The organism is Streptomyces sp. SID10853, from assembly GCF_010548145.1.
Lineage (GTDB): Bacteria > Actinomycetota > Actinomycetes > Streptomycetales > Streptomycetaceae > Streptomyces.
This window is the reverse complement of the sequence record NZ_JAAGLN010000048.1, coordinates 1-21,356: the sequence shown is the minus strand read 5'-3', so window position 1 is coordinate 21,356 and position 21,356 is coordinate 1. Positions and strand designations below refer to the sequence as shown.

21 protein-coding genes are annotated in these 21,356 nt (G+C 71.7%); 11 read left to right on the top strand and 10 right to left on the bottom strand.

Annotated features, from left to right (window positions below; genetic code table 11):
- Positions 1–5: 5 nt before the first annotated feature.
- The 3 genes from G3I19_RS12555 to G3I19_RS12545 all read right to left on the bottom strand — a co-directional run bounded on the left by G3I19_RS12555 (position 6) and on the right by G3I19_RS12545 (position 2,482).
- Positions 6–611: a hypothetical protein gene (locus G3I19_RS12555; RefSeq protein WP_164263214.1), complete on the bottom strand. Its 606-nt coding sequence runs from the start codon at positions 609–611 to the stop codon at positions 6–8.
- Positions 612–678: 67 nt separating this feature from the next.
- Positions 679–1,476: a family 1 encapsulin nanocompartment shell protein gene (locus tag G3I19_RS12550; protein ID WP_164263244.1), complete on the bottom strand. Its 798-nt coding sequence runs from the start codon at positions 1,474–1,476 to the stop codon at positions 679–681.
- A 22-nt stretch (positions 1,477–1,498) separates the two neighbouring features.
- Positions 1,499–2,482 (bottom strand): Dyp-type peroxidase, encoded by a 984-nt coding sequence (locus G3I19_RS12545; RefSeq protein WP_164263212.1) that lies wholly within the window; start codon positions 2,480–2,482, stop codon positions 1,499–1,501.
- A 453-nt stretch (positions 2,483–2,935) separates the two neighbouring features.
- Here G3I19_RS12545 and G3I19_RS12540 point away from each other — a divergent pair, with 453 nt between their 5' ends.
- Positions 2,936–3,073: a hypothetical protein gene (locus G3I19_RS12540; RefSeq protein WP_164263180.1), complete on the top strand. Its 138-nt coding sequence runs from the start codon at positions 2,936–2,938 to the stop codon at positions 3,071–3,073.
- A 5-nt stretch (positions 3,074–3,078) separates the two neighbouring features.
- Here the strand turns inward: G3I19_RS12540 and G3I19_RS12535 are convergent, their stop codons facing one another.
- Together G3I19_RS12535 and G3I19_RS12530 are read right to left on the bottom strand one after the other, a co-directional pair.
- On the bottom strand, positions 3,079–3,717 hold the full coding sequence (locus G3I19_RS12535; protein ID WP_164263210.1) for a DUF1345 domain-containing protein: 639 nt from the start codon (positions 3,715–3,717) through the stop codon (positions 3,079–3,081).
- 187 nt (positions 3,718–3,904) lie between these two features.
- A complete protein-coding gene (locus tag G3I19_RS12530) occupies positions 3,905–4,603 on the bottom strand; it encodes a PhzF family phenazine biosynthesis protein (protein WP_164263208.1) in 699 nt (232 codons plus the stop codon).
- A 100-nt stretch (positions 4,604–4,703) separates the two neighbouring features.
- On the opposite strand from G3I19_RS12530, the gene G3I19_RS12525 reads away from it, so the two are divergent.
- Positions 4,704–5,228 carry a nuclear transport factor 2 family protein gene (locus tag G3I19_RS12525; protein ID WP_164263206.1) on the top strand — a complete coding sequence of 175 codons (525 nt, stop codon included), beginning with the start codon at positions 4,704–4,706 and terminating at the stop codon, positions 5,226–5,228.
- 45 nt (positions 5,229–5,273) lie between these two features.
- On the opposite strand, the gene G3I19_RS12520 is transcribed toward G3I19_RS12525, so the two are convergent.
- From G3I19_RS12520 to G3I19_RS12510, 3 genes are all read right to left on the bottom strand, one after another.
- Entirely contained in the window at positions 5,274–5,621 is a 348-nt protein-coding gene (locus tag G3I19_RS12520) for a peptidoglycan-binding domain-containing protein (RefSeq protein ID WP_164263204.1), read from the bottom strand.
- Positions 5,622–5,689: 68 nt separating this feature from the next.
- Entirely contained in the window at positions 5,690–6,055 is a 366-nt protein-coding gene (locus G3I19_RS12515; protein WP_164263202.1) for a peptidase M23, read from the bottom strand.
- 294 nt (positions 6,056–6,349) lie between these two features.
- The gene (locus tag G3I19_RS12510; protein WP_239074217.1) at positions 6,350–7,246 is read right to left on the bottom strand and encodes a helix-turn-helix transcriptional regulator; all 897 of its coding nucleotides are present in this window, start codon (positions 7,244–7,246) and stop codon (positions 6,350–6,352) included.
- A gap of 128 nt (positions 7,247–7,374) precedes the next feature.
- On the opposite strand from G3I19_RS12510, the gene G3I19_RS12505 reads away from it, so the two are divergent.
- The gene (locus tag G3I19_RS12505) at positions 7,375–7,623 is read left to right on the top strand and encodes a ribbon-helix-helix protein, CopG family (protein WP_164263200.1); all 249 of its coding nucleotides are present in this window, start codon (positions 7,375–7,377) and stop codon (positions 7,621–7,623) included.
- Between the two features lies 1 nt (position 7,624).
- The gene (locus G3I19_RS12500; protein WP_164263198.1) at positions 7,625–7,996 is read left to right on the top strand and encodes a toxin Doc; all 372 of its coding nucleotides are present in this window, start codon (positions 7,625–7,627) and stop codon (positions 7,994–7,996) included.
- Positions 7,997–8,067: 71 nt separating this feature from the next.
- On the opposite strand, the gene G3I19_RS12495 is transcribed toward G3I19_RS12500, so the two are convergent.
- Positions 8,068–8,289 (bottom strand): hypothetical protein, encoded by a 222-nt coding sequence (locus G3I19_RS12495; RefSeq protein WP_164263196.1) that lies wholly within the window; start codon positions 8,287–8,289, stop codon positions 8,068–8,070.
- A gap of 338 nt (positions 8,290–8,627) precedes the next feature.
- Between G3I19_RS12495 and G3I19_RS12490 the strand changes: the two genes are divergently transcribed.
- From G3I19_RS12490 to G3I19_RS12475, 4 genes are all read left to right on the top strand, one after another.
- Positions 8,628–10,586: a helix-turn-helix domain-containing protein gene (locus G3I19_RS12490; protein WP_164263194.1), complete on the top strand. Its 1,959-nt coding sequence runs from the start codon at positions 8,628–8,630 to the stop codon at positions 10,584–10,586.
- Positions 10,587–10,972: 386 nt separating this feature from the next.
- Positions 10,973–13,057, top strand: a complete 2,085-nt coding sequence (locus G3I19_RS12485) for an aconitate hydratase (RefSeq protein ID WP_164263192.1) — start codon at positions 10,973–10,975, stop codon at positions 13,055–13,057.
- A gap of 121 nt (positions 13,058–13,178) precedes the next feature.
- Positions 13,179–14,033: a trypsin-like serine protease gene (locus G3I19_RS12480; protein WP_343235078.1), complete on the top strand. Its 855-nt coding sequence runs from the start codon at positions 13,179–13,181 to the stop codon at positions 14,031–14,033.
- Between the two features lie 335 nt (positions 14,034–14,368).
- Positions 14,369–16,624, top strand: coding sequence for a heavy metal translocating P-type ATPase (locus tag G3I19_RS12475; RefSeq protein ID WP_164263190.1), 2,256 nt, complete (start codon positions 14,369–14,371; stop codon positions 16,622–16,624).
- Between the two features lie 84 nt (positions 16,625–16,708).
- Here the strand turns inward: G3I19_RS12475 and G3I19_RS12470 are convergent, their stop codons facing one another.
- Entirely contained in the window at positions 16,709–18,400 is a 1,692-nt protein-coding gene (locus G3I19_RS12470; RefSeq protein ID WP_164263188.1) for an IclR family transcriptional regulator C-terminal domain-containing protein, read from the bottom strand.
- A gap of 225 nt (positions 18,401–18,625) precedes the next feature.
- Between G3I19_RS12470 and pcaH the strand changes: the two genes are divergently transcribed.
- From pcaH to pcaB, 3 genes are all read left to right on the top strand, one after another.
- Complete coding sequence (gene pcaH, locus G3I19_RS12465; RefSeq protein ID WP_164263186.1) at positions 18,626–19,378, top strand: protocatechuate 3,4-dioxygenase subunit beta; 753 nt, start codon at positions 18,626–18,628, stop codon at positions 19,376–19,378.
- Positions 19,375–19,935, top strand: a complete 561-nt coding sequence (gene pcaG, locus G3I19_RS12460; protein ID WP_164263184.1) for a protocatechuate 3,4-dioxygenase subunit alpha — start codon at positions 19,375–19,377, stop codon at positions 19,933–19,935. Before pcaH ends, pcaG begins: the two co-directional genes overlap by 4 nt.
- A gap of 193 nt (positions 19,936–20,128) precedes the next feature.
- The coding region (pcaB, locus tag G3I19_RS12455; RefSeq protein WP_239074221.1) for a 3-carboxy-cis,cis-muconate cycloisomerase at positions 20,129–21,356 on the top strand (1,228 nt) is incomplete at its 3' end.

Below are 21,356 nucleotides of genomic sequence, written 5' to 3'. Positions count from 1 at the left end.
ACTCCTCAGCTGTGCTGCCGCCCGGGCAGCCAGGTCGTGAGCCGGTCCGTGGGCGTGCGGGCGCGCCAGGCGGCGAACTCGGGGTACGTACGGACGCCGTGGTCCAGGACCGCCTGGTACACCCAGACACCCGCGAGGGCCTCACCTGCCTCGGCGGCTCCCTCCTTGACCGTGAGGACGGCGTTCCGGGTCTCGTCCGTCAGCGCCTCGCGCAGGGGCCCGACCAGATCTGCCGCACGGGGGCCGGGGTGGCCGGACGGGAGCCACCACATGTCGACCTGCCAGGTCTCTCCTCCCGCGGCCTCGTAGTCCAGACGCCAGTACAGGCCCTGGTCGGCCAGATCGAGGGCGTTGGTGAACCGCAGGCGCCGCACACCGGGCAGCTCGGCGCACGGCGTGAGTGCCGCGAACCCCCGCGCCACGGAGGGCACTTCGGAGTAGATCTCCAGGTCGATGTCCGCTTCGACCACCAGGTCAAGGGCCACGGAGCCGACGACGACGGGGTCGCCGCAGGTCTGCCAGCGGCGGACCAGATCCAGTTCTCCGAGGATTTCGAGTGCGGCGGCGCGGCGTCCGCGGGCACGGTCCAGGCGTGCGGCTGAGCTGTCCATGGGCCGCATTGTAGGAACGGCCGACCCCCGAGGCAGTCGTGCTCATCCCACCCATCCGCGGGCCCGCTCAGGAGGTGAGCGCGACCACGGCCTCGTCGGTGTGGACCAGGAAGGTCAGCGTCTGGCGGAAGTACAGCTCGATCCCGTCCGTGTCGTGCGCGGTGTAGCCGATGGAGAGGTCCTCGCTGAGGCGCAGCTCGAAGTCACCGCCCCGGGTGGAGACCAGGAAGGCGCCGTTGAGCGCGGGTGCCCAGATGGGCGGTGCGTCCAGGAGCCGGCCGATGTGCGCGGCGATCGGGTACCCGTGGTCGGACGTCTCGCTCACCTCGGTGTACGCGTCGGCGCCCAGCAGCAGTGAGTACGGGCCTGCGACTCCGGCGAGCCGCAGCGTCGTCAGGGCCCGGCTGACGGTGTCCGGGTATTCACGTACCTCCGACGGCAGGCTGAGCACCGGGTTGGTCGTACGCTCGCGCAGCCCCTCGATGCCCGCTGCGGCGTACCCCTCGAAGACGGCTCGGTCCTCGGCGAACGCCATGGCACGGGCCGCGTCCTTGACGGGCTGCCAGTCGGAATCCTGCGCGCCGCGTTCGACGTCGTCCACCGCCGCGCGGGTGACCCTGAAGGGGACGCGGAGCTCTACCAGGGGCCGCACCTGGCGCAGTCGCGCGATGACACCGGTCGCCGGGGCGTCGATGGGGGTGAGGTGGCCCGTGCCGACAGCGGCCAGTGCGGGATCGTCGGGTCCTGTCACGTCCACGACACGGCGGCCTCCGACGTTGCGCTGGAACGTGCGGCGGGCCTCCTCCTCGATCTGTGCCCACGCCGGAGGGGTGATGGGGGCGAGGTCGCGGTAGAGGTTGTTCATACCGGTGGGCACGGACATGGGTTCAGGCTCCTTTGAGGCTGCCGATACCGAGAGAACCTTCGGTCGCCGTGGCGCCGACGGGCGGTCCCGGTGGGTCGTCGAGGAAGTCGGCGCTCGGCACATGGAAGAGACAGCCGGTGACTGCTGTGGAGAAGTCGAGAATCCGGTCGTGAACGCTGGGCCGGTCCCCGAGGAACATATTGCGCAGCATCTGCTCGATGACCGCGGGGGTGCGCGCGTAGCCGATGAAATACGTACCGAACTCCTGCTGTCCGATACGGCCGAACGGCATGTTGTCCCGCACGATCTTCTGCTCGTTGCCGTCCTCGTCCGTGACGGTGTTGAGAGCCACGTGGGAGTCCGCGGGCTTGTCGTCGTCGGACAGTTCGACGTTGTTGAGCTTGGTGCGACCGATGATCAGTTCCTGCTCGCGGGTGGGCAGTGCGTCCCAGGCCGAGAGATCGTGGATGTACTTCTGCACGGTGACATAGCTGCCACCTGCGAAATCGGGGTCCTCGTCACCGATGAACACCGAGTCGGCCGCGAGCGCGCCCTCCGGGTTCTCGCTGCCGTCCACGAAGCCGAGGAGGTCGCGTTCGTCGAAGGACTTGAAGCCGTGCACCTCGTCCACCACGGTGACCGCTCCCCGGAGCCGCTCCCCGATCAGCCGGGCCAGCTCAAAACAGAGGTCCATCTGGCGCGCCCGCAGATGGAAGATGAGATCCCCTGGGGTGGACGGTGCACAGTGGCGGGAGCCTGCCAGAGGCACGAAGGGATGCAGATCGCGGGGGCGCGGCCCGTCGAAGAGCCGGTCCCACGCGGCGGAGCCGATGCCGACGACGCAGGTGAGCCCGGCGTCCGGTACGCGGAACCCCACCGACCGCTTCAGCCCGGCCACATCGGGCAGCAGGTCGCGGACCGCGGACTCGCCACCGGGCGCGATGGTGCACACGAGGAACAGAGCGGATTTGGCCGGTAGGGCGATCACGGACTGCGACTCGACCACAGAGCCTGCCTCCTAGCTGTCGGATCATGGCACCATACAGCCGCCCGGGACTGCGGTCATCAGGACTGCGCTCATCAGGACTGCGGTCGTCGTCCGTGGTTCGCGGCGTGCTTGCGGCGCGCCTTCTTCTTACGGCGTCGTTTCGACGACATGGGCCACCTCCCGCGTAGCAGGTCTCACGGAGCACCTGACCTGGGGAAGCGCGGCAGGCACTCCGTTTCCGGCGTTTTCCGGCCCTTCCACGTTTCCACACGGAACAGCGGGGCGCGATTCGAACTACGGGCAGATCCGCGCGAACAAATCCTGTCCGGGTGCCATCTCACAGGGTGCAGCGAAAACCGATCCGGCCGTCCGGCCTGCGGGAGCAGGCGGAAGGCCCGGATCCTGATATCCCCTGGGGCTTCACCGATGACCACGCGCCGTGCTCGCCGTACTGTCCGTTCCACTGCCCTGGTGGCCCTCGCGGCCGCTGCGGCGTTCTCGCTGACCGCCTGCGAGATCGGCGGCAAGGACTCCGCCGCCGGCCCAGGGAAGAAGGACTCCGCCCCGGCGGAGGCGACCGCGCGAGCCGGCACGGCGCCGGGGGCGTAGGTGCATCAGCCAGTGACGATTCCGGTCACCAAGTTGATGGTGGTGGCCAGGATGCTGGTGCCGAAGAGGTAGGACAGCAGGCAGTGCCGCAGCGCGACGGCACGGATCGTCGAGTTCGAGACACTCGTGTCGGACACCTGGTATGTCATGCCCAGGTTGTAGCTGAAGTACAGGAAGTCCCGGTAGGCGGGCGGCTCTTCGGAGTTGAAGTCGATGCCCCCGGTGGGCGACTGGTAGTACAGATACGCGTACCGGGCTGCGTACATCAGATGCAGCGCCGCCCAGCAGGTGAAGACCCCGGCGAGTGCGAGCGCCGCGGCGGTTCGGCTCTTCCCGGGTGAGCCGCCGATCAGGAGCAGCAGGACGATCGCGACCAGTCCGGCCAGCGCGGTCACGACGATCGCCGCTTCCTCCGTGACGGGGCGGAAATCCTCGCGCCGCACATTGCGCCGGGTGCCGGCGGCGTCCATCGGCCACAGCGCCAGCCAGCCCACCACCACGAATGCCAGCTCGGTCACGGTGATCCCGGTGAGCAGACCCAGCCGCGGGTCGATCAGAAAGCCGATGAGCAGGCCGGTCACCGCCCCGGCGAACAGAGCGACGATCAGCCGCGGCACCGCGGACAGTGAAAGGGGGGACCTCACGGTGAATGACCTCGCAACCGGTGTGACTTCCGCCCAGGTTACGGGCAGATCGCCGGGCCTCCCCGCACCTCGCCCACGCCACGCCCCGGTGCCTCCCGTGCGCGCGGGCCGTACATACGCCCGTCGCCTCCGGGAGGTTCGTCACGGGCCCATCCCCGGCCTCACGCCCAGCTCTCACCCCCAGCTCTCAGCCCTCGGTCCCGGTCCGCCGGTGCAGCGGGCGGACGTCGGCCGCCGTGACACGACCGCCGATCTCGATCCACCCCCCGTCGGAGACCCGCGCCAGGATCTCGGAGCCCCGGCCCTGCCTGATCCGGACATCACGCCCCAACTCCCCCGCCAGCAGCATCGCCGCCGCACCCGTCGCCTCGTCCTCGGCAATGGCGTCACCCCGCCGGGGAAACCCCCGCGCACGGATCGTGCCGGCGGCCTCGTCCGCCCAGGCCCACGCGTACAACCAGCCGTCGCCCGCGGGAGGCGTGGGCAGGGCGTCGACGGCCGCCACGGAAGGGAACCGCTGGGTGCGCTTGCCCGACACCCACTCCGCCCGGCCGCGGATCCACGTGAACTCGCCCTCGGCCCAAGTGACCACGTCACCCGCCACCGTCCGCAGGACTTCGACCGGTGAGCCATGGGCCCCCAACAGCCACGCGGTCCCGATCAGCGGATAACCGGCGAAGGGCAGCCGCACACTGGGCGTGTAGATATCGACTTGTCCCCGGGCCGTGTCATCCACGAACACGGTCTCGGAGAAACCGAGTTGCCGGGCAACCTGCTGACGCTCCTCCGTACCCGGCACGGCAGCTCCGTCACACACCACACCCAGCGGGCTCCCGCCGGTCCCGTCCTGTCGTACGAACACGTGCACCACGTCAAGATCGGTCATGCGGGAACTAAAACACGCGGCCGGCCGCAATGGAGTACGTCCGGCCCTCCCGGGCCGAAAACCGGTCGTGGTGTCCGCCGCGCCACTGATAGGAAGTGGCATGACCGCTGAACCACTCGACCCACTCGGCCCGCTGGACCCACTTGATCCACTTGATCCACTTGATCCAATGGACCGTCTGCTCGCCGAGCGAGCCTGCGAGCGGCTGGTCTCCGAGTTCGTCCGCCGGCTCGACCTGGGTGAACCGGCCCGGGTGGCCGAGCTGTTCACCGTCGACGGGGTCTGGGAGTGGCCCGAGGGCGACCGCAGGGTCCAGGGCCGTGAAGCACTCCGTGCCTATTTCGGTTCCCGGCCCGCCGACCGGCTTTCACGGCGCGTCTGTACGAACATCCTGGTCGCCGTCGCCTCCGGGTCGGAGGCGACGGCGACCACGTACTTCACGACGTACCGCATGGACGGCCACACCGGCGGCATGGCGCCCCCACGCATGCCCACACAGGTGGGGCACTACGAGGACGCCTTCCGCAAGGTCGGCGGGGAGTGGCTGCTCAGTACGCGTTCCACGTTCCTGGCCTTCGCCGGACCGACCGAGCGGGCCACGGTCCGGCCGGCCGACGCGTCCTGAGGCTCCCCGGCGCCGTCCTCCCGGGCGGCGCCGGTCCCGGCCGGTTCACGCGTAGAGCTTCGCCCAGGTGTGGGCGCCCACCTCTCCGTCCACGCTGAGGCCGTGCGCGCTCTGGAACTTCTTGACCGCTGCCAGCGTCGTCTTCCCGAACGCGCCGTCCACGCCGCTCCACGGCAGATAGTGCCAGTTGGCGAGCAGGCACTGGGCCTGGGAGACATGCGATCCGTGGTCGCCGTACACGGTCAGTGCCCTACCGCTGTAGTAGGCACATGCCGCCTGCGGCGACACCCCGTCCGACGGCGCGGCCGAGGCGCTGTGCGCGGTGGCCGCTCCGGTGAACGTGAGCAGCCCCGCAGCCGCGAAAGCCGTCACTGTGCGCCGTATTCGAGTCATGGTCCGTCCTCCTGTCTACACCCGGGGGCACCGGGGACGCCCCCGGACGCCCCCGGTGCCCGGAACTCTCAGCAGTCGGGAACGCCTGCGATCTTGCGTCCGCCCTGCAGGAAGACGTTGCTGACCCAGGCGTCGTCACTGCCTGTCGTCAGCGTGACCTTGCTCCACCACTTGTTGGTTCCGCCACTGGGGTCGGCGACCGGCGTGGTGTTCTTGTCGGTCTGGCACCAGTCGGTGAGGTGGATGTGCGAGACGGTGGCGAGAACGGTCGCGCTGGTGCGCGGTGCCTCGCGCAGATGGACGCTGGTGGCGTAGACGTAGACCGTCTTGGACGCCAGCTGCGCATCGGCTGCCTGCGCGGTGGGCGCCACGAGCAGCGCTCCCGCTGTGAGCGTGACGGCTCCCGCCGCTATCAGTGCACGTCGGTACAGCATGGTTGAACCCCCGTAGAGCTGAGTGGTACTGAGTGGAACTGAGCGGAGCCGGCTCCGCGCTGGTTCGCGCTCATGGCCGCCTGGTCGCGGCTCCTTGCCCTTCCACGGTGCCGCTGGTCCGGCCGCCGCGTATTGGAGAAAATCGCGTACCGCCGCCGAACGGCGAAAATCCGACGCCTCTCCCTCGCTTCCTCTCCCCTGGTCCCCCTCTCCGCTCCCCGCGCCCCTCTCCCCCTCCGCCGCCGCTCCCCGCTCCCCGCTCCCCGCTCCCCGGTCATCCGACCTCATCCGGTCTCATCCGGCGAGGACGAGGCTGGTGGTCTCCCCCGGCAGCCGGTCCACCGGCGGTCCGCCGTGGCGGGCCGGCGAGCGGCCGCCGATGAAGGCGGTGGCGGTCAGCCCCGTCATGGCCTTGAACTCGCGGCACAGATGGGCCTGGTCGTAGAAACCGCAGGCCGCTGCGACCGCTCCGGACGGCCGGCCCAGGGCGAGCTGGCGGCGGGCCCGCTGCATACGCAGCACCCGTGCCGCCGCCTTGGGGCACTGACCGATCTGCTGCTGGAACCGGTGCTCCAACTGCCTTACTCCCCAACCCACATCGTCCGCCAGCCGGGGAATGGGCAGTGTCCCGCCGGAGCGGTTGAGCAGGGCCCAGGCGCGTACGACCTGTGGGGCGGGCCGCGGCCCTGTGGCCGCCCAGGACGCCAGTGCCGCGTCCAGCAGTCCGAATCTCCGCCGCCAGCAAGGGGTTTCGGCCAGAGCGTCCGTCAGGGCAGCGATCCGGCCACCCGGCAGCTGGAGCGGATCGACCGGTTCGGCGGCCAGGTCGTGCTGGTCCGCGTCGAAGAGCGCGAAGGCCATCCACGGGGCCAGGTTCACCTCCATCCCGTACAGCCGTCCGGCGTGTTCGGCCCGGGTGGCGCACGTCCGCAGCCCGGAGAGGAGGGATGTCCGGCGCAGCCGGCGCTCCGGACGGTCGGAGCGGATGAGCGTGATCGGGTGTTCCTCGAAGGCGAGCAACAGGGTCGCGGCGCTGATCGGCGCCTCAAGGCGCAGGCGGGGGTGGTCGAGCGCCAGCCGGAAACCCCGGTAGGCGAGCACCCCAGGCCGTAATCGGGGGTGCGGAAGTGCGTCGGCGGCCTCCCAGGTGCCCATCGGACAGGCCCGGAGGTCCATGTCTCTGGTTGTCATGTCGGAGGCGACGCGAGGCCCCGCGGACCGGTTCCTTCCGATTCCCGTCGGGAACACGACGGTACGGGAGCCCCACCCGTCCTGCCGGGCCCGTACCGGTGCTGTACACCTTGCTGTACGGTCGGGGTATGTCAAAGCCAGTGACGATCAGGGTCGATGACGAGCTGCACGCACTGCTCAAGGAACGGGCCGAGGCCGAGGGCACCACAGTGACCGCGCTGATCACCCGGGCCGCGCACGACGCCGTCCGCGACCCCCGTCTCGAAGGCGCCGCCGAAGTCTTCCGCACGTTCGTCACCGACAACGCGGCCGCGTTCGACAGCGCCTTCCCCGAGGACGCCCCGTCCTTGCTCGACGCACCGGGGCGGGCCGCCTGACGTGGAGCTCCATGTCGACATCCGCTGGCTCCTGGAGCGACAGGCGGAGGCCCTGCCGAAGCATCCGCACATCCACGACTTCTCCAGCCTGGTGGCCGCGGTCGGCCGGCACCGCGTCAACACCCCCCGGGTCGGCGCCACGGTCGACAACTCCTGGCGCGCCGCCGCTCTGATGCACGCCGTCATCCGGCTGCGCCCGCTGCCCGCACGCAACGCGCTGTTCGGCGTGGGCCTGGTGGTCGCGTACATGGACGCCGCCGGTGAAGGCATCGACGCACCCTACGGAGCGCTGATCGATCTCGCCCGTGACATCGACACCGGGCGCTGTGACGCGTACGACGCAGCCGACCGCATCCGGTCCTGGCGGATCTGACCACGGCAGCGGCCCGCGTCCCGCCTGACACGGCTGCCGACGGGCCCGGATGCCTTTGGGGAAGGCGGTGTTCAGGCAGCGGTCCCCTGCCTGCCGTCCCCGGTCACGTACGACGTCAGGTCCGTGCCCAGGATCTCGGTGACGAGCCGGTGCCCCGCCTGGTCCGCTGAACCGGACGACGGCCCGTGGTGTCCGGACGCCGGACCCGGTGCGGCGGCCGCCGCGCCGGCGCTGCCCAGAACGGCCTGAGCGATCAGTGCACTTGCGGCCAGGAGCTTGGGGAACGTTCGCATGCGACACGCCTTTCTTGGCAGAGAGTCCGGGCGGCGGGGCACGGCCCGTGGCCCACCGCTGCCCGCGGGGAGACGTTCAACAGCGCGTTCAACCACGCGTTCAACAGCGCCTCCACGGACGCCCGCAGGTGTCCTTGCGCCCACGGTCTGTCTCCCAGTGTGTGCGCGTATTTCGTCAGGGTCCGCCGCTGGGATTGGTCGCGGCGCTCCGTTCACTCGAACGGGGCCGTGTGACCGGTGTGCACGGCCACCGGCGTCACCACGTATATGCCCCCTTGCACCTGACGGCGTACGCCCGAGAATGAAGCCCGCGGGGAAGAAGACCGACGATCATGGTGATGGCTGTGGAGAGAACAGGGGGCGGGGCGGCAGCCCTGCCCACGCTGGGTGAGTTCCTGAGGTGCGTCGGACGGGACACGGCCGGCCCCGACGCCCCGGCAGGCCACACCGGTCTCGCGGATCCGGCGGATCCGGCCGACCTGGCGGAGTACGCAGACCGGGCCGTGGCCGGTGCGGTGCCCGCGAGTGAGCCGAGTGAGCCGTACGCCGGGGACGACATCCGGGATCTGCTGGTCGTCGCGGATGCCGCCGAGCCCTGGCTGCGGGACCGGCACGCCACCGCCCGCCGGCTGCACGCACTCGCCGGAGCGGGCGCCACCGGGCTCCTGGTGAACGGGCCGCTCGGAACGGCCGCGCGCGCCTCGGTGACATCGGCCGCCCGGCACAGCGGCGTACCGGTGCTGTTCGCCTCGGGTCTGACCTGGCTGCGCGCCGCCCGGATCATCAGCGATCTCCGCCTGCGGGCGGCCGAAAGCGAGGCGGCTTCGCTCAGTGACCTGGTGGAGGCCGCCCGGCCGGACAGGGGCGGCGACGCCGGGCTGCTCCTCGGCTGGTTGTCCACCGCGGTGGAGGGCACAGCCGAGATCCTCGCACCCCACGAGGACGCTGCCCGGATACCCGGTCCCGGCGCCGTCGAGGCGCTCCGTACGGGACGCGTCTCGGCCTCCGCGGCGAGCAGCGGAGGCGCCGAGATCCGGCTGTACGCGCTCGGGGCGTCGAGGCCGCACCCGGTGCTCGTCGTGACCCGGCCGGGAGACTTCCCGCCCGGGGCGGTGGAGTCGGTGCGACGGGTGCTCCCCTTCCTGGAGGGCGCCGTACGGCATCCGCTGACCGGCCCTGAAGGTCTGGAGAGCGCCCAAGTCGCGGTGCTGCAGCTCCTGATGGGCGGGCTGGTCACCTGGGCCAGGAGAACGGCTCATGCGCTGCGGCTGAGCCGGACCGCCATGGCGGCGTCCGCGGTGCGGGTGCATATCCTCCAGTGCCCGCCGGGGCTGCGTGACACCGCCGCGGGACAGTGCAGGCAGCGGCTGCGCGAGACGGGCCTTGTGGTGCGGTGCCCGGTCGACGACGGCCAGGTGATCGTCATCGCCGAGGCGCCCGACGGCCACGCGGCGGCGGACCCGGCCCGCGACGCGCTGATGACGCTCGTCGCCGAAGCTCCCGACTACCGGCTGGGGACCAGCCGCCGGGCCCCTCTGGCGGCGACCGCGGGAGCGTACGAGGAAGCGACCCAGGCCCTCGCCGTGGCACGCAACCGGACGGGCCGGGTCGCCGAGTACGAGGAGGAGGCCGATCTGACACGGCTGCTCCCGCCGGGTGCGTGCCCCTGGGCCGAGCGTTTCCTCCAGCCGCTCGCCCGGCTTCCGGCGGGCAGAAGGCCGGAGATCGCGCACTCCGTACGCCTGGCTCTCGCTTTCGGTATCAGTGGCGCCGCGAAGCTGAGCGGGCAGCACCGCAATACGGTGCGGGCGCATCTCGCACGCACCGCTCAGCTGCTCGGGCTCGATCTGCGACGCCTGGGCGACCGGGCCGTGCTGAGTCTGGCGCTGCGCGTCCAGGACGACCTGGCGGCGGACAGCACGGCCTCATCCGTACCGGACGCCGGTCTGCGCGAGCTGTTGCGGCAGCCGCCCTGCCGTGAGTGGGCCGGCCGTTTTCTGGCCCCGCTCGACACGGCCGGGCGCCGGAGTCTGCGGCGCACGGTCACGACATGGGTCATCTGCGGGGCCAGGACGGAGGAGACCGCGCACCGGCTCCGGCTGCACTACAAGACCGTGCTCGCCCATCTGGCCACGGCGGAGCAGGTGTTGCAGCGCCCCCTCATCGAAACCCACCGGCGGATCACAGAGGGTGACGACAGCGCGAACGGATTCAACGGGCCGCACGACGTCGTGCTCGCGCTCCATGTCGCCTCACCCGAGCTGGGCATCATCGACAGCAGGCTGCTCGACGGCTGACCGAAGGGTGACCACCGCAGGGTGACCAAAGGATGGCTGAAGGGCCGGGCGCGGGCCGGCTTGTGCAGCTGTGACAGGTGACGGGGAAAACTTGTGCACCGGCACCGTTCCGCGCGTCCGCGGCGGCGGGCTAGCGTCCTCCGGGAGATGGCCTCCCGCCTGCGGCTTTGACGTCATGGCCGCTGGCGGCGGACGAGCGCATCGCACTTGGGCCACCGGCCCGGCCCTGACCGGTACAGGGGTTCGGTCAGGGTCTGCCGGTGGGCCATCCCCGCACAGCCGCCCCGGGGAGCAGGAAGCGCCATGTCCACGGACAATGGGGTACTCGGGCCCGGAGAGGCCAGGACACGGCATCCGGGCACGCGGCACACTGTCGGAGGTGCGGCATGGAGGCGAGCGGACAGCCAGAGCGAGCCACCGGTGACACGGCTCAGACGGCACGGACAGCGCACACAGCACGGACAGCGGAGGCGGGGCCGGCCGGGCGGCCCGGCCGCAACGCGCACGGCACGGTCACCCATCAGCTGATCGAGGACCACCTGGTCGAAGGCCGGATGGTCCCGGGCACCGAGATCGGGCTGCGCGTGGACCAGACCCTCACCCAGGACGCCACCGGCACGCTGGTCATGCAGGAGCTGGAGGCGCTCGGTCTCGACCGGGTGCGCACCGAGGCGAGTGTGCAGTACGTGGACCACAACATCATCCAGACCGACGAGCGCAACGCCGAGGACCACGCGTTCCTGCGCTCGGCGGCGCGCCGCCTCGGTGTCTGGTACTCGAAACCGGGCAACGGTGTGTCGCACCCCGTCCACATGCAGCACTTCGGTGTCCCGGGCCGGACACTCGCCGGTTCCGACTCGCACACCTGCGCCGCCGGGTCGCTCGGCATGTTCGCGGTCGGCACCGGGGGCCTGGAGGTCGCGCTGGCCATGGCGGGCCGCCCGCTGCGCATCACCATGCCGCACATCTGGGGCGTCCGGCTGACCGGAGCCCTGCCGGAGTGGGTCAGCGCCAAGGACGTCGTCCTGGAGATGCTGCGCCGGCACGGGGTGAAGGGCGCGGTGAACCGGGTGCTGGAGTACCACGGTCCCGGGCTGGCGTCACTGTCCGCGATGGACCGGCACGTGATCGCCAACATGGGTGCCGAACTGGGCGCCACCACCACGGTGTTCCCCTCCGACGACGCCGTACGGGCCTTTCTGCGCAGCGAGGGCCGCGAAGACGCCTGGACACCGCTGTGGGCGGCGGACGACGCGGTCTACGACCTGGACGAGGAGATCGACCTCGCGGCGCTCGAACCGCTGATCGCCCGGCCCACTTCGCCGGGCAATGTGATGCCCGTACGTGAGGTGGCGGGCGAGCCGGTGGGGCAGGCGGTGATCGGTTCGTCCGCCAATCCCGGTCTGCGCGACTTCGCCATGGCGGCAGAGATGGTGCGCGGGCGGCAGACCCCGCCCGGAGTGAGTTTCGACGTCAACCCGACCTCACGGGAGATCCTCCAGGACCTCAGTCACTCCGGTGCCGTCTTCGACCTGATCGCGGCGGGAGCCCGGATCCACCAGGCGGGCTGCCTGGGGTGTATCGGCATGGGCCAGGCACCGGCGGTGGGCCGCAACTCACTGCGTACGTTCCCGCGCAACTTCCCCGGCCGTTCGGGCACCCAGGACGACGCGGTGTGGCTCTGCTCGCCGGAGACGGCGACCGCCTCCGCCCTGACCGGTGTCATCACCGATCCGCGCGACTGGGCGGCGGAGACCGGACTGGCGTACCCGAAGGTCCAGGCGCTGCGGGCGGAGCCGGTCAACACCGCGATGCTGGAGCCCCCGCTCCCGCCCGACGAGGCTTCCCGCGTGGAGCTGGAGCGCGGCCCCGGGGTCTCCGCGCTGCCCGACCTGGACCCGCTCCCGGACACCGTGCGTCTGCCGGTGCTGCTGAAGATGGGCGACAACGTGTCGACCGACGAGATCTCACCGGCAGGCGCCAAGGCGCTGCCGTACCGCTCCAACATCCCGCGCCTCGCGGAGTTCACCTTCACCCGCATCGACCCGGACTACCCGTCCCGCGCCGCGGAGTGCCGGGACGCGGGCGGACACCTCGTCGTCGGCGGGGACAACTACGGCCAGGGCTCCTCGCGTGAGCACGCGGCGCTGACGCCCCGGTATCTGGGACTGCGGGTGGTGATCGCGAAATCGTACGCGCGGATCCACTGGCAGAACCTCGCCAACTTCGGTGTCCTGGCTCTCGAATTCGACGACCCGGCCGACTACGACAGGGTCGGACAGGGCGACGAGATCCTCCTGGAGGGTCTGCACGCGGCGCTCGCACCGGACGCCGAGCCGTCCCTGGTGGCCGTCAACACCACCCGGGACGAGCGCTACCGGGTGCACCACCGGCTGCCGGCCCACCGGCGCCGGACGGTGCTGCTCGGCGGCATCATCCCGGCGGTTGCGGCGGAGGAGGCCGGGCACTGACCGGGGGCCGCTCCGCCGGGGAGGACGCGCGGGACAGACCGGCACACCCGTGCCGGCACACCGTGATCGACGCGTTCGGCCGAATGCACGCATGGGGCCGCTGCCCTGCTGATAATGACGTGTGGCTCCGAAGGACAGGAAACTTCTGGCGCCCCTGACGTTCGCCGTCGTCGGGGCGCTCGCACTGCTGGGTTACGCCTCCGGGGCCGAGACCAGCAGTGCGCAACGGCATGCCGACACCAGCCCCGGGATGCCCGGTGCCGCGGCGCGGGAGCAGGACCAGCCGCGGGCGGCGCAGACCGCCGACGGCACCGCGTACACGCCTCTCAGAACGCAGCAGAACGCCCGGGTGGGCGCGCTGTTCGAGAAGGACGACAGCGGTGATCACTTCTGCACCGCGAGCGTGGTGACCAGTCCGGGCCGGAACATGCTGGTCACCGCCGCGCACTGCGCTTTCGACAGCGACGGGACGCCCAGGGACGATCTCGTCTTCGCCCCCGCCTACCGGTCCGGCGAGAAGCCCGCCGGGCTGTGGAAAGTGCGCAAGGTCGTCGCCGACGACCGCTGGGCCGAGAACGGGAACCCGGACCTCGATGTCGCCTTCCTGATCCTCGGCAACAACGACGGCAAGCGGATCCAGGACATCCTCGGCGGCAACGCGCTCGGTATCGGCCGGGGCTTCCACAACAAGGTCAAGGTGACCGGTTACCCCAACAACCGTGATACGCCGATCTCCTGCCGCAACCGCACCACCCGGTTCAGCAGCACACAGATGCGGATCCACTGCACCCACTTCGCCGGCGGCACGAGCGGCAGCCCCTGGGTCGTCGACGGCACATCGAACGCCGGTACCGGCACGGTGATCGGTGTACTCGGCGGGTACGAACGCGGCGGCGACGAGGACGACGTGTCCTACGCCGCGTACTTCGGCAACAGCGTCGCCCAGCTCTACCAGCAGGCCAGGACCCAGGACTGAGACGGGCCGAGAGGGACTGAACCGGGCGGGACTCGGCGGGGAGCCGGGCGTGAGGAGAAATGAGCCCCGCAACACCACCGCACCATCCCGTCGCGAGCAGGCGGTGAGCAGCAGCGGGGCGCAATGAGCAGCGCCGGGCCCCGCGCCTCGCCAGGCAGCGCCCAGCACCTCCGAAGGGGCGGACCGACCCGGTCCGCCCCTTCGGCGTCGGGACCTCCCCCACCGTCCGCCCCGCACCGGCCCACCCCTTGCATCACATACACCAGGGGGGTATACATGGAGGCAACTGATACCCCCCAGGGGTATAAACCGTTTTCCAGCCCGAGGAGCAAGCCATGGGGACCCCAACGACTACGGCGGGCACCGCCGCGGTCGAGCTCGCGATCGGCGGGATGACCTGCGCCTCGTGCGCGGCCCGGATCGAGAAGAAGCTCAACCGCATGGACGGCGTCGAGGCGACCGTCAACTACGCGACCGAGAAGGCGAAGGTCACCTTCGCCGAGCACGTCGATGTCACGGACCTCATCGCCACCGTCGAGGCGACCGGATACACCGCCCAGGAACCCCCTCGGTCCTCGGCCTCCGGCGAGCCCGCCGGAGCGGCGGAGCAGGAGAGCGACACCCTGGCCCCGCTGCGTCAGCGGCTGGTCACCGCCGTGGTGCTCGCGGTCCCGGTGATCGCCATGGCGATGGTCCCGGCCCTGCAGTTCGACTACTGGCAGTGGCTGAGCCTCACCCTGGCCGCGCCGGTGGTCACCTATGCGGCCTGGCCCTTCCACCGTGCCGCGTTCACCAACGCACGGCACGGCGCCGCGACCATGGACACACTGATCTCGGTCGGCACATCGGCGGCGTTCCTGTGGTCGCTGTGGGCGCTGTTCTTCGGTACCGCCGGAACCACCGGAATGCGGCACTCCTTCGAATTCACGATCGCCCGGGGCGACGGCGCCGGGAACATCTATCTGGAGGCCGCCGCGGGCGTCACCGCGTTCATCCTCGCCGGGCGGTATTTCGAGGCCCGCTCCAAGCGCAGGGCCGGCGCCGCGCTGAAGGCCCTTCTCGAACTCGGCGCCAAGGAGGTCACCGTCCTGCGCAACGGCCGGCAGGAGACCATCCCGACCGCTGAACTGCAGGCGGGAGACCGGTTCCTGGTCCGGCCGGGCGAGAAGATCGCCACGGACGGCACGGTCGTGGAGGGCGCCTCCGCCGTTGACGCGTCGATGCTCACCGGTGAGTCCGTCCCGGTCGAGGTCTCGGTCGGCGACACCGTCACCGGCGCGACGCTGAACGCGGGCGGCCGGCTCGTCGTCGAGGCCACGCGGGTCGGCGCCGACACCCAGCTCGCCCGGATGGCGAGGCTGGTCGAGGACGCGCAGAACGGCAAGGCAGCGGCCCAGCGCCTCGCCGACAGGATCTCCGCCGTCTTCGTCCCGGTCGTGATCGCGCTCGCACTCGGCACCCTCGGCTTCTGGCTGGGCACCGGCTCCGGCCTGACAGCCGCGTTCACCGCTGCGGTCGCCGTGCTGATCATCGCCTGCCCCTGCGCCCTGGGGCTCGCGACTCCGACCGCGCTCATGGTGGGTACGGGGCGTGGCGCCCAGCTCGGCATCCTGATCAAGGGACCCGAAGTCCTGGAGACCACCCGCAAGGTCGACACGATCGTCCTCGACAAGACCGGCACCGTCACCACCGGCCGGATGACCCTGCTCGCCGTGCACACCGCGGACGGGACCACCGAGTCCGAAGTGCTGAGGCTGGCGGGGGCGCTGGAGAACGCGTCCGAGCACCCGATCGCCCAGGCCGTCGCCACCGGAGCCACCGAGAAGACCGGCCCCCTGGCCACCCCCGAGGACTTCGCGAATGTCCCCGGCCTCGGTGTGCAGGGCGTCGTGGACGGCCATGCCGTCCTCGTCGGCCGCGAACAGCTGCTCAAGGACTGGGCCATGGAGCTGCCCACCGGACTGGGCCGCGCCAAGCACGCAGCGGAGGCGGCGGGCCGTACGGCGATCACGGTCGCCTGGGACGGCGAGGCCAGGGCCGTCCTCGAAGTCGCCGACGCCGTCAAGGAGACCAGCCCCGAGGCGATCCGCCGGCTGCGTGCGCTCGGTCTCACCCCGATCCTGCTCACCGGCGACAACACGGCGGTCGCCAGGTCCGTGGCCGCCGAGGTCGGCATCGACGAGGTCATCGCCGAGGTCATGCCCGAGGACAAGGTGGCCGTCGTCAAGAGGCTGCAGGCGGAGGGCCGCAGCGTCGCCATGGTGGGTGACGGGGTGAACGACGCCGCCGCCCTCGCGCAGGCCGATCTGGGCCTCGCCATGGGCACGGGCACGGACGCCGCGATCGAGGCGGGCGATCTCACCCTCGTACGGGGTGATCTCACCGCCGCGGCCGACGCCATCCGGCTCTCCCGCCGTACGCTGGGAACCATCAGGTCCAACCTGTTCTGGGCCTTCGCCTACAACGTGGCAGCCATCCCGCTGGCCGCGAGCGGTCTCCTCAACCCGATGATCGCCGGGGCCGCCATGGCCTTCTCCTCCGTCTTCGTCGTCGGCAACTCCCTGCGGCTGCGCCGCTTCCAGGCCGCGTGAACGGGGCAGGAAGAGGGTGGGCACACGCAGCGGCCGGCGCTCGCCGGATTCGATACGGAGAGGACCGCCCGGCCACCGGGCGGTTCAGCCCGCGGCGATGGGCTGCCGCTCGGACGCGACCGCCAGGTCCGCCTCGATCCGGGCGACCGCTGCCGCCAGGGCGGGCAGAACGGCGTCGAGGAACTGCTGCCGGGTGGCGCGGCCCGCATGCTGCGAGACGTTGACGGCCGCCACCGCGCGGCCCTGGCGGTCCCGCAGCGGCATCGCGACGGAGCGCAGCCCCTCCTCCAGCTCCTCGTCGACCAGGGCGTGGCCCTCGCGCCCGACGGATTCGATGATGTCCGCCAGAGCCCCGGCGGACCGCACGGTGTGCCGGGTGAACGGCTCGAATCTGATGCGCTCCAGCCGGGCGGCCTGTTCTTCGGCGGGCAGGTCCGCGAGGAGGACCCGGCCCATCGAGGTCGCGTAGGCGGCGAACCGGGTGCCGACGGTGATGTCCACACTCATGATCCGGGCCGTCGGCACCCGCTCCACATAGCGGATCTCGTCGCCGTCGAGGACCGCGATGGACGCCGACTCCCTTACCTGGCCCGCGAGTTCGGCGAGGTGCGGCCGGACGATCTCGCCGAAGGACAGCCGGGACAGCCGGGCGTAGCCGAGTTCGAGTACGCGCGGGAGCAGGGTGAAGAGGCCGCCGTCGGCGCGCACATAGCCGAGGTACTGCAGGGTGATGAGGGCGCGGCGCGCGCTGGCACGCGGGAGGGCCGCGGCCCCGGCGACGGCGGTCAGGCTCATGCCGCCGCGGGCCGAGCCGAGTGCCCGCAGCACGGTGAGCCCCCTGGCCAGTGACTGGAGGAACTCCGGGCCCAGCTCCGCCTTGAGCCCGCTGTCCACCGCTCCCTCAGCGGGGGCGGGCGCGGCGGGCGGCGGCCCGGAGCGCGATTGCGTACGGAGCGCCTCCTCCATGACGGCGGCGGCCTGCCGAAGACGTGGCAGGGCGTGCTCGCGGAGCGTCCGGGCGGTGTGTCGGCTGGTGTGGCTGACGACGCTCAGGGCGCAGACGGTGGCCCCGGACGGATCGCGGACGGCGTGGGCCACGGCGACCAGGCCGGGTTCGATGAGCTGGTCGTCCAGCGACCAGCCGGCAGCGGCCGCCTCCCGGACCCGCGTACCGAACGCCGCCTCGGTCACACCGGGCGCGGACGGCGCGAGGCGGGGCGGCACTGCGGGGAATCCGGTGTCCAGCGGGTCCTCCCGGCGGCGGGCCAGCCACCGCTCGCGGTCGGTCTCGTCCCATCCGGCGGCGAAGACCGCCCCGGGTGCGCAGCGTTCGGCCGGCAGCAGATCGCCGATCCGGAAGGCGAGTGACATGGCGCGCCTGCGGGTGGCCTGGGTGATGAAGCGGACTCCGTCGCCGTCGGGTACGGCGATCGAGACGGACTCGTCCAGCTCGTCGGCGAGGGCGACCGCGTACGGCTCCAGGGCGTCCGGCAGTCCGCAGGAGGTCAGATAGGCGTTGCCGAGCTCCATCAGCCGGGGGGCGAGCAGCAGATCACGGCCCTCGGTACGGAGGTGGCCGAGCCTGGCCAGCGTGACCGCGATCCGGTCGACGGTGGACCGCGCGAGTCCGGTCGTACGGGCCAGGTCGCCGGCGCGCCTGCGGGGGTCGGGGTCGGCGGCCATCACACGCAGCACGGCCAGACCGCGCTCCAGCGGGCCGAGCGCCTCACCGGGTACGGCGAGTGCCGCTGCGGACTCCCGCGTGGCCTGCGGCATCGCCTTACCTCCTTGGAGCGGCCACCGGGCCGGTGACGCTGGGAAAACCGTACCCGGAGCCGTTGACAGAGCCGAAAGCTCGGCGGACACTCAAGCCCAGGCAATTATGAACGAAAGTTCACTGGGCGAACAGAGGCTTTCGTGGGCACGTTCGCGGTACCCGCCGCCGGGCGCCGGCCCGCACGCTCTCCCGTAACCCTGGTACCGGAAAGGCAGCCGTCCACCATGCCGCTCACCCAGCCCGACATCTCGCGCGAGATCGCCCAGGAGCACGAGGCGTACATCAGCTCCGGCGCGGTCCGCCACCATCCGTCCCGCGGCTACGCGCCCTACCGCAGCACCGTGCTCCGCCACCCACGTCAGCCCCTGGCCGTCGTCCAGGACCCGGAGGCGGTGGAGCTGTCGGGTCCCGCTTTCGGCATCACTGATGTCACCGCACTGGACGCCGACCTGACACGGCAGCACCCGGGCGAGCCGCTGGGCGAGCGGATCACCGTCACCGGCCGTGTCCTGGACCGCTCCGGCCGCCCGGTGCGCGGCCAGCTGGTGGAGATATGGCAGGCCAACGCATCAGGACGCTACGCCCACCAGGGCGACCAGCACCCGGCGCCGCTCGACCCCCACTTCACCGGCGCCGGACGCTGCCTGACGGATGATCAGGGCCGGTACTCCTTCACCACCGTCAAGCCTGGCGCCTATCCCTGGCGCAACCACGCCAACGCCTGGCGCCCCGCCCACATCCACTTCTCGCTCTTCGGCACGGCCTTCACCCAACGGCTGGTGACCCAGATGTACTTCCCCGGCGACCCGCTCTTCGCCTACGACCCCATCCTGCAGTCCGTCACCGACGACGAAGCCCGGGAGCGCCTGGTCGCCCGGTACGAGCATGAACTGTCGTGCCCCGAGCAGTCGCTGGGCTACCGCTGGGACATCGTCCTCGACGGCCCCGCCGCCACCTGGATCGAGGAAGGCCGATGACCCTGCTCCCCACCCCCTCCCAGACCGTGGGCCCCTTCTACGGATACGCGCTGCCGTTCCCCGGCGGCCCCGAGATCGCCCCGGCCGGACACCCCGGCACCCTCACCGTGCACGGCCGGGTCGTCGACGGCGCGGGCGAGCCGGTCCCCGACGCGGTACTGGAGTTCTGGCAGCCGGCGCCGGACGGTTCCAGGACCGGGGCGCCGGGCTCGATGCGCCGTGATCAGGTGACCGGAGGCCATCTGGGCCGCGACGGCGTCACCTTCACCGGCTTCGGCCGGGCCGCCACCGACGCGGACGGCCGGTGGGCGGTGCGCACCCTGCCGCCCGGTGGCGTGCCGTATCTGTCCGTCTGTGTCTTCGCCCGCGGACTGCTGCACCACCTCTACACTCGGATCTACCTCCCCGGGGACTCCACCGGGAGCGACCCGCTGCTCGCCTCGCTCGACCCGGACCGCCGGCGGACTCTGGTCGCCGCCGAAACGGCGCCGCGCACCTACCGCTTCGACATCCGCCTGCAGGGCGCCGAGGAAACGGTCTTCCTTGACTTCCGCTGAACACCCCACCGGCCGGCCCACCGAATCCGTCGCCGAATCCGTCACCCGGTACGTCGCCGAATCCGTCACCGAAGATCCCGCCGGACATCCCGCGGACGGCGAGCGGGCAGCGGCCGATGTCGGTCTGCTCGATCCGGTACGGGCCGGGTCTCCCGTCGAAGCGGCCACCGGCGACCACGCCCTGCTGCAGGCGATGCTCGACGCCGAAGCCGCCCTGGCCCGCGCGCAGGCGGCGCTCGGCCAGGTCCCGCACCGGGCGGCGGCCGAGATCTCGGGCGCCGCCAGCGCCGAGCGGTTCGACGTACGTGGTCTCGCGCTGCGCGCCTGCCGGGGCGGCAACCCGGTGATCCCGCTCGTCGCCGACCTCACCGCCGCCGTGTCCGCCGAGGCCGCCCCGTATGTGCACCGGGGCGCCACCAGCCAGGACATCATCGACACCGCGGCCATGCTGGCCGTGGCCCGCAGTCTGCCGGGCATCGTCGGGGATCTGCACCGCACGGCCGAGGCCCTGGGCCAGGTGGCCGCCCGGCACCGGGCGACGCCGATGGCGGGACGCACCCTGACCCAGCACGCCGTCCCCACCACTTTCGGGCTCAAGGCGGCGGGCTGGCGCAGTCTCGTACTGGACGCCGCTGACCGGCTGTCCGCGCTGCGGCCGCCGGCTCAGCTCGGCGGCGCCGCCGGCACCCTGGCGGCCTTCGAAGTGCTGGCCGAGCAGCCGGGCAGTGGCCCCCGGCTGCTCGCCGCCTTCGCCGGTGAACTCGGCCTTGCCGCCCCCGACTTGCCCTGGCACACCCTGCGTACGCCGGTCGCCGACACGGGCGGTGCCCTCGCCTTCACCACCGGCGCACTCGGCAAGCTCGCCGCTGACGTGCTCGTCCTCTCCCGTACCGAGATCGGCGAACTGGCCGAGGGCGGCGGAGGCGGCTCGTCCGCGATGCCCCACAAGAGCAACCCCGTACGGGCGACCCTGATCGCGAGCGCGGCCCGCAGAGCGCCCGCGCTCGCCTCCGTGCTGCTGGGCTCGCTGACCGCCGAGGACGAACGGCCCGCCGGTGCCTGGCACGCCGAGTGGCAGCCGCTGCGCGACCTGCTCAGGATCACCGGCGGTGCGGCCCTGCTCGCGGCCGAACTCAGCGGCGGGATCACAGTGTTCACCGACCGGATGGCCGCGAACCTCCGGCTCACGCAGGGCCTGGTGGTCAGCGAACGGATCGCCGCCGAGCTGGGCCGTCTGCTCGGCCGTGGCCCGGCCCGGGAGCTGCTCACCCGGGCCGCCCGTCGGGCCGTCGCCGAGTCGCTCGCACTGGCCGACGCACTGCGGGCGGAGCCCGCCCTGCACGGCCTGATCACCCATGACGAACTCCGCGAACTCACCGACCCGGCCCGGTACCCGGGCTCGGCCGCCGCCCTGACCGACC